At 63.0% G+C, this 8,286-nt stretch carries 6 protein-coding genes; 4 read left to right on the top strand and 2 right to left on the bottom strand.

The genetic code is table 11. The features are described 5' to 3' along the window. The coding region (locus JSE7799_RS07495) for an integrase core domain-containing protein (protein WP_144431610.1) at positions 1-299 on the top strand (299 nt) is incomplete at its 5' end. Positions 300-335: 36 nt separating this feature from the next. Continuing rightward, the gene (gene corA, locus JSE7799_RS07500) at positions 336-1,304 is read left to right on the top strand and encodes a magnesium/cobalt transporter CorA (protein WP_055663047.1); all 969 of its coding nucleotides are present in this window, start codon (positions 336-338) and stop codon (positions 1,302-1,304) included. 102 nt (positions 1,305-1,406) lie between these two features. Here corA and JSE7799_RS07505 read toward each other — a convergent pair whose 3' ends face one another. Together JSE7799_RS07505 and JSE7799_RS07510 are read right to left on the bottom strand one after the other, a co-directional pair. Next, the gene (locus JSE7799_RS07505; protein ID WP_055663048.1) at positions 1,407-4,550 is read right to left on the bottom strand and encodes an efflux RND transporter permease subunit; all 3,144 of its coding nucleotides are present in this window, start codon (positions 4,548-4,550) and stop codon (positions 1,407-1,409) included. Then, on the bottom strand, positions 4,547-5,716 hold the full coding sequence (locus tag JSE7799_RS07510; RefSeq protein WP_245624831.1) for an efflux RND transporter periplasmic adaptor subunit: 1,170 nt from the start codon (positions 5,714-5,716) through the stop codon (positions 4,547-4,549). The genes JSE7799_RS07505 and JSE7799_RS07510 overlap by 4 nt, the downstream gene beginning before the upstream one ends. Positions 5,717-6,120: 404 nt before the next feature. On the opposite strand from JSE7799_RS07510, the gene JSE7799_RS07515 reads away from it, so the two are divergent. Beyond that, entirely contained in the window at positions 6,121-6,795 is a 675-nt protein-coding gene (locus JSE7799_RS07515; protein WP_055663049.1) for an SDR family oxidoreductase, read from the top strand. A gap of 872 nt (positions 6,796-7,667) precedes the next feature. Further along, positions 7,668-8,286: transposase (locus JSE7799_RS07520; protein ID WP_186201868.1), on the top strand; the 619-nt coding region annotated here is incomplete at its 3' end.

Raw genomic sequence — 8,286 nt, forward strand, 5'->3', positions numbered from 1 at the left:
ACGCGCTTTGCGCCGCCCTCGACATCGACCACCGCCTGACCCCGCCGAAGTCGCCGCAGACCAACGGAATGGTCGAGCGCTTCAACGGCCGGATCGAAGAGGTCCTGCAGAGCCACCATTTCCGATCAGGCGAGGACCTGGAGACCACGCTCCACCGATACGTCTGGCTCTACAACCAGCAGCTCCCGCAATCAGCGTTGGCCAGCAAGGCGCCCTTGCAGGCCATGAAGGACTGGCACAAAATCAAGCCAGAACTGTTCAAGAAACAGCCATACTACCTTCCGGGATGTGACGCTTAACCGCTAGTTCGATGCCTTGGCCGAGGAACGCCGCACATGATCCGCACCTACAGTACCGCGCAAAGCCGATTGCATCTCAGTGATGTGGCCGATGGTATCGATTTGGACGCCACATGGATCGATCTCTTGAGCCCCGACCCCGAGGAGGTGCAAGCGGTGGGGGCCCGTCTCGGGATCGGCATTCCCGACCGCGCCGACATGGAGGAGATCGAGGTTTCCTCGCGCCTGTACCGCGAGAACGGTGCCGCTTTCATGACGGCGATCCTGCCGGCACATACCGATGGCGACGATCCGGAGATGGCGCCCGTATCGTTCATTCTGTGCGGCGAGCGATTAATCACGGTGCGCTACCACGATCCCCGTGCCTTCACGACCTTTCCGAACCAGGCACAGAGGACTGCGATGAAGTTGCCGGATGCGGACTCGGTCTTGATCGGTCTGCTCGATGCAATCATCGACAGGCTTGCCGACGTTCTGGAGAGGACGGGGCGGGACATTGATGCTGTGTCCGCAACGATCTTCCGCAAGACCGACGAGCAGACAGGCCCCCGCGATTATCAGGGGGTCCTCGAAAAGATCGGCCGGAAAGGAGACTTGAATTCCAACATCAGGGACAGTCTCGTGACGCTTGAGCGGCTGACGAGCTTCTTGGGTCATGTGGCTTCGGAACGGCAATCGGACACGGATCTGCGGGAACGCATCAAGACCCTTTCGCAGGATGCGCGCTCGCTCACCGACCATTCGGGTTTCCTGTCGCAAAAGATTACCTTCATGCTCGATGCCAGCCTCGGCATGATCAACATCGAGCAGAATGCGACGATCAAGATCTTCTCGGTCGTGGCAGTGATCTTCCTGCCGCCGACACTTATTGCGTCAATCTATGGCATGAACTTCGAGTATATGCCGGAATTGTCCTGGCTGTTCGGCTATCCGTTCGCGATAGGCCTGATGATCGGCGCGGCCATCCTGCCTTACCTCTATTTCAAGCATCGCGGCTGGTTGTAGATACGCCGACCTTGGAAGATCAGAAATCCGGCCGGATTGGCGGGGCTTCCGGCGCGGCATTGGTAGAGGCGGAGCACCGACAATGCTCCGCCTCACGCCCTATCACGAAGCCAATGGCCCAGTGGCTTGGTCTGCCGTTGCACCCTGATCGGCCGCCTCACGACTACCGCGCCGCAACATCAGCATTGCAGGGGTGACGACGAGCGTCAGCAGGGTCGCCACCACCAGTCCCCCTGCGATGGCACTCGAAAGCTCAGTCCAGTACTGGGTGGAGGGGGCGCCGTAGACAATTTCCCGTGTGAAAAAGTCGATGTTCAAGCCGATCACCATCGGCGTGAGGCCGAGGGCCGTGGTCACCGAGGTGAGCAGAACCGGCCGGAAGCGCTGAGCGCCGGTGCGCAGGGCGGCTTCGCGCGGGCCCATGCCGCTGCGGCGCAGGTCATTGAACGTGTCGATCAGCACGATGTTGTTGTTCACGACGATGCCCGCAAGCGCGATCACCCCGACGCCCCCCATGACCACGCCGAAAGGCCGGCCGGTAACGATCAATCCCAGAAGGACGCCCGCGATGGAAAAGACGATCGCGCTCATGACCACCAGGGCCTGATAGAAACTGTTGAATTGCAACAGCAGGATTACGAACATCAGCGCGATCGCCGCCACGAAGGCGCTTGCGAGAAACGCCATCGACTCGGCCTGATCTTCCGCCTCGCCTCCGAAAGTGTAGCTTGTGCCTTCGGGAAGATCGGCGACATCCAACGCGGCCTCCAGCGCGGTGATCTGGTCGCTGACCAGCAGGCCCGGCGCAACGTTGGCTTCCACGGTCGTCACGCGCTCCTCATCGATGCGGCGGACGACGCCGACCCGTTGCGTGGGCGAGAACGACACGAAGTTGGAGATCGGAACCAGCCCCGCCGGGGTCGGGACGCGCAGGTTACCAAGTTCCGCAAGCGATCGCGCGTCGGATGGAAAGCGCACGCGCACGTCCACTTCGCCTTTGGCATCGTCGGGCCGGTAATCGGTGACGGCAATGCCCTGCGTCAAAAGCTGCACCGCCTGCCCCAGAAGGTTGATGTCCGCGCCGAACCGTGCGGCTTCGGCCCGATCCACGTTGATGGCCACCTCGACCCCCGGCAGCGGTCGCGTATCCGTGACGTCGGTAAAGCCGCCGATGCGCTCCATGATCTCCAAGACCCGCTCGACCGAGGCGACCTGCGCCTCGGGCGTGGCGGCCGTGATCTGGAGATTGACCGGCTTGCCACTGGAGGGGCCGCCGCTGTCGGTCTGCACCTGCACGTCGATGCCGGCGATGTCGGCCATCTGGTTCCGTATATCGGCGCCGATCTCTTCCGCCGGACGACGCCGATCCCAGTCGATCAGATCGAGCTGAATGGTGCCGATCACCTCTTCGTCGCCCTGCCCTGCATTGAGAGCAGAACGGGCATAGACGCTCTCGACACCGGTCTGGCCGAGCAGTCGCCCCTCCACCAGACGCACAAGCGCGTCGCGCTCGTATATCGACAGGTTGTCGCGCGCGCGAACCTCGACCTGCATGAATTCAGGCTCGACCGATGGGAAAAATGCGATGCCGCGTCCGAACTCACCATAGAGCGCAAAGCTTCCGACGAGGAGCGAGATCGCGAACAGAAGCGTCGTCCAAGGTCTCAGGATCGCCTTCTCAAGGAACCTCACGTAGGCGCCGGTGAAGCCGCCGATCTCGCGGGGATCGCCGGCCTCGGCGGCGTGCAACGCGGCCTTGGCGCGGGCGGATTGGGGTTGGCGTTTGCCGATGATACCGCCCAGCACGGGAATGAAGATCAACGCCATGAAGAGCGACGCCGAGAGCGTCAGGATGACGGTGATCGGCAGGTACTTCATGAACTCGCCGACCAGCCCGGTCCAAAACAGCAGCGGGAAAAAAACGCTCAGGGTCGTGGCGGTCGAGGCGATGATCGGCCACGCCATGCGCTTGGCCGCATGGATGTAGGCGTGACGCGGGTTGTCACCTTCCTGTAGCCGCCGATCCGCCAACTCGACGGTCACGATGGCGCCGTCGACCAGCATCCCGACCACGAGGATGAGCGCGAACAGAACCACGATGTTCATCGTGTAGCCCATGACCCAGAGCGCGGTGACACCGGCAAGGAACGCCCCCGGAATGGAAAGCCCGACAAGGATCGCGGATCGGACCCCGAGCGCGAAGACGATCACGATCATGACCAGGATAACCGCGGCAATGACGTTTGATTCCAGATCGGACAGTAGCGTCTCCACCTGCTCGCTCTGGTCCTGAAGGTAGGTGACACTGACGGTTTCCGGCCAATCCGTCTGCAACTCCGCGATGACGGCCCGCGTGGCCGCCACCGTGTCGATGATGTTCGCGCCGGAGCGTTTCTTCACCTCGAGCGCGAGAGCCGGCTGTCCGTCGATGCGCGCAAAGCTCGTCGGGTCCTCGAAGGTGCGCCGCACGGTCGCGACGTCGCCGAAGGTCACGACGGTATCGCCCTCAACCTTCACCGGAATGCTCATCACGTCCGCGACGTCCTGGATCAGGCCCGGAACCTTCAGCACGATCCGCCCGCCCCCGGTGTTGATGGCGCCGGCGGCGATCAACTGGTTGTTGCGCTGTAGCTGGTTGACGAGGGCGTCGAAGCTGATGTCGTAGGTCTGAAAGACGGTCGGGTCGATCAGCACCTCGAGGAACTCTTCGCGCGCGCCGCCGATATCGACCTCAAGCACGCCCGAAAGCGCCTCGACCTCATCCTGCACCGTCTCGGCCAGATCGTTCAGCGTCCGCTCCGGCACGGGACCGGAGAGGATGATGGTGATGATGGGGAAAAGCGCTGTGTTGATCTCGGTTATGGTCAGGTCGTAGGCCGCATCGGGCAAGTCGCCCTCAACCCGATCGGCGGCATCGCGAACCTTGTCGAGCGCGTCGTCGGTATCGCCACCGGCGGCGAATTCGAGTTGCACGCTGGCAAAACCCTCGGCGGCCTCGCTCGACATCTTCTCGAGCCCTTCGATCGCGCCGAACTCCGCCTCCATCGGCTCCAGCAGCAGCCGCTCCGCGTCGGTCGGGCTGATGCCGTCGATCCCGGTGGAAACATAGACCAGCGGGAGCGGCACTTCGGGGTTGGCCTCCTTCGGGATCGCGACATAGGCGATGGCCCCGACGGTCAGGATCATCGCCAGCGCGATCATCATGAACCGGCTGCGCGAGAAGGCACCCTCGATCAGCGCGTTCATTCCGCCTGCTCCGCCGCCGGTACGACGACCGCCACGTCGGCGTTCTCCGTCAACTGTGCGTTCACCTCTTCGCCCTCGCGGACGAAGCCTTGCCCGATCGTGATGATCTGCGCCGTCTCCGGCAGGCCGACGGCCCACACGCCTTGCAGCTCGGCCTTAACGATCTGTATCGGGTGGAACTGCACCACGCCGTCCTCGATCGTCTTCACGCCGAGATCGCCTTCGGGGTTGAGAGAGACAATCGACGGCTCGATGAAATGCGCCAGCGCCTCGCCGGTCGGGATCTCGATTTCGGCGGACACACCCGCCGGGATCGCGCCGTCCTCGTTGGGAACCTCGATCTCCACCAGAAACGTACGGGTCGCGGCTGAGGCGGAGGTGCCGACGAACGTCACGATGCCTTCGCGGGTCTCGCCGGTGATGAAGCGCACCGTTGCGGTCTGGCCGTCTTCGATGCGGCTCAATGCCTGTTGCGGCACCTGGATCGTGACGGTCAGCGGACGGTTGTCGACGATCCGGCCGATCTGCTCGCCGGCCGCGACAAATTCCCCTTCATCGAGCGTCAGCGTCTCCAAGCGCCCGTCGAAGGGCGCGACGATCGACACGTCTTCAAGCGCTTGCTCGGCGCTTGCCACCTGCGATTGGGCCGCGGCGAGATCCGCACGCGCCTCCGACACACGGTCGGCCGTGCCGACGCCGCGCTCGAGAAGCTCCTGCGCATTGGAGAACTCCCGCCGCGCCCGCGCCAGTTCCTCCTCCGCGCGTGCAAGATCGGCTTCGACGCGGGCCGAGGATAACCGCGCGATCGGATCGCCGGCCGCGACCATCTCGCCCTTGCGCACAAACAATTCGACGACATTGCCCGATGCCTCCGCGCGCAAGCTGGTATCCCTGTCAGGCTGCGCCTGCCCTTCCGCGCCGAAGATCAGCACCACCGGTTCGGCCGTCGACTCCCGCACCATGACGAAAGGCGGCTGGGCGTCCGGCGTGTCCTGCTGCGCGATCTCGGGCGCGGAGGGCAGGATGAACCCGCTGCCCATCCAGAGCAGAAGCGCGACGAGAATAGCCGCGGCGATCCAGATCGAGCGCGATGCGCCCTTGTCGGTCTCGAATTCCAGACGCGTCGCATGGTCTGTCGTCTCGGTGGTTTCTGGCATCTGCTTCATGTCCATTGTGTAGGCGACGGTGCTGGCGCTTCTGGAATGCGGCCGCAACCACTCATCGAACGGAAGGTCCAGCAAAACGGAGTCGCAACGGCAACTGGCCAACAGATTGTTGCATTCTATTTCCAATCTCACCGCGCCATGACTTTCGCGCTTCGCCTCTATCATCAAATTTCCGGGATGTCCGTCCCTCGGTGCCGCCTGCAATACGATCGAGATTGCCGGCATCGCGGCCAGAGCTTGTTCCTTCTCTTGCATATGTTGGAGCCCGAATGCGGCTTACTTGGCGCTGAAGGTGCAGAAGAGCCTGATCGGTGCCTGCAACCCGAAACGGCGTCCAGCGTTGACCTACGAAATACGCAACCGGCCCTGCCCCTATCGCTCGGTTTATTACCGGAAGGCACTTCATGACCCGCAAGACCATGTTCATCACCGGCGCCTCCAGCGGTATCGGCGCCGCGACCGCTCGGGCAGCCGTCAAGGCAGGCTGGAACGTCGGCCTGTTTGCTCGCAGCGAAGAGACGCTTGCTCGGCTTGCGGATGAGTTGGGCGAAGCGGCTCTCGCCCTCCCCGGCGACGTCACGATCTTCGAACAGCAGAAGGATGCCCTGGCGCGACTGTCCGACCGGTTCGGCGGTGTCGATGCCGCTTTCGCCAATGCGGGCACAGGGCTCGACGCGCCAGGAACCGAGAACGGCGATCCGGAGGAGTGGGAGCAGCTTCTGCGCATCAACATCCTGGGTGTGCTTCACACGGCGAAGGCCGCCCTGCCCCACCTCAAATTATGCAAAGGCCACATGCTGATGACGGGATCGGCCGCAGGTCGGCGCACCATCGCGGGGTCGGTCTATGGCGCATCGAAGTGGTTCGTCCACGGCTATGGCGGCAATCTCGGCGAGGAGATGAACGAGTGGGGCGGTCGCTGTACGGTTATCGCGCCGGGGATGGTCAACACCGCTTTCTTCGATGCCGAAAAACCGGACAAGATACAGCCGGACGACATCGCGGACGCCGTGCTCTATGCCGTCTCGACCAGCGATAAGGCCAGCGTGCGTGAAGTCTTCATCATGCCGAGAGGCTGACAAGAGATGCCCGCTCAACGATTAACCCCCTTACTCCCCAGAAACAGCAGGTAACGGCGCAGGGCACTGTCACGGCGTCGGTTTTCCGTGATCTCGGTGCATTTTGCGCTGTTTCGTGGGCTTGCTCTTCGTTGAACACGCCTCAGGCCGGATGCGTACGCGACGGTTCTCGGATGGTGTCATATGGTCGAGCGGGCGGCACTGCCCGTACTGTGGGACAGTCGGATCATCCTCTCGCCCTTGCGGCAGGAGCCTTCGTCCAAGACTCTCCGACACCAGGACTGCCGAGCCCGGTGCACCGTAACCACATACAGCCCGATGCACCCCACAAAGCCTAGCTTGCGGCTCTGGCTTCGCGCGATGTTCCCGGTGCCCCATCGAGCAAAGCGGCGCCTTCGGTGGTAACGGCACGGCTCCTCGGAATGAACCACAAGATTGCACGGAAGCTGGGGCATGTCATCCGGGAGGTGATGACGACCGGAACGGCAAGTTGATGCCGCTGGGTGACACCGTCGAGGTGGACGATGCCTAGGTCGGACGGCCTTAAATCACTGTCAGAGGCTTATGACCCAAGGTGGGCAAGGGTTCCGCGGCAAGCCGATGGCCCTCGTTGCGGCTTTCCGTGGAGGACAGGCAGGGGCACGAGTTGTTGCCAATGATTGAAAGGCCGTCTCGGAACTGGTTCTCCCGGAGTGAATCTCGCCGCAAGATACGACGCTGGTGAGCGGTGCCCACAGTGGACCGGCTGAGGCGCATACCTCCTAGCCCGGATAATTCACGAGAAGGCGGCGGAGGTGGCGTAACCGTCTGAAACTCTGTATTTTTTGGTTATCGACGCCAAAGATTCAGATTTCAGCAGGACGACCTCCGCCATGACCCAGTCTACGTGCTCCACGCCCCGCCTGTCACCCCTTAACGGTAAGCCGGTCCTACTCGGGTTTGACGGCGCCGACATGAGCTCCGACGCCGGCCTGACCCTGCTGCGCGAGATCGAGCGCAGGGCGGGTCTGGCGCAGCGGCTCGCAGATTGCCTGCGCGATCCGCGTGACCCGGCGAAAGTTCAGCATAGCCTGTGTGACATCATCCGGTTCCGGATCATGATGATCGCGGCGGGGTATGAAGACGGCAACGACGCGGCAGCCCTGCGGTACGATCCCAGCTTCAGGATCGCGCTGGAGCGTGGCCCGGAAACAGGGCCGGCCTTGTGTTCGCAGCCGACGATCTCGCGCATGGAAAACCTGCCCGACGCCCGCGCCCTTATCCGCATGGGCCGCGAGATGATCCGGTTCTACTGCCACTCGTTTGCGCGCCCCCCAAGCCGGATCGTGCTCGATATCGATGATACCTTTGACGCGGTGCATGGCCACCAGCAGCTGCGCCTGTTCAATGCGTTCTACGACGAGTTCGGCTTCCAGCCGATCGTCGTGTTTGACGGCGAAGGCCGGCTCGTCGGGACACTGTTGCGCCCGGCCCGCCGCCCCAAGGGCGCCG

Source organism: Jannaschia seosinensis, from assembly GCF_001408515.1.
Lineage (GTDB): Bacteria > Pseudomonadota > Alphaproteobacteria > Rhodobacterales > Rhodobacteraceae > Jannaschia > Jannaschia seosinensis.

What these genes read in the sequence shown, in the direction of transcription:
- corA (WP_055663047.1), top strand. Translation starts at nt 336, where the DNA reads ATGATCCGCACCTACAGTACCGCGCAAAGCCGATTGCATCTCAGTGAT.
- JSE7799_RS07505 (WP_055663048.1), bottom strand. Translation starts at nt 4,550, where the DNA reads ATGAACGCGCTGATCGAGGGTGCCTTCTCGCGCAGCCGGTTCATGATG.
- JSE7799_RS07510 (WP_245624831.1), bottom strand. Translation starts at nt 5,716, where the DNA reads ATGAAGCAGATGCCAGAAACCACCGAGACGACAGACCATGCGACGCGT.
- JSE7799_RS07515 (WP_055663049.1), top strand. Translation starts at nt 6,121, where the DNA reads ATGACCCGCAAGACCATGTTCATCACCGGCGCCTCCAGCGGTATCGGC.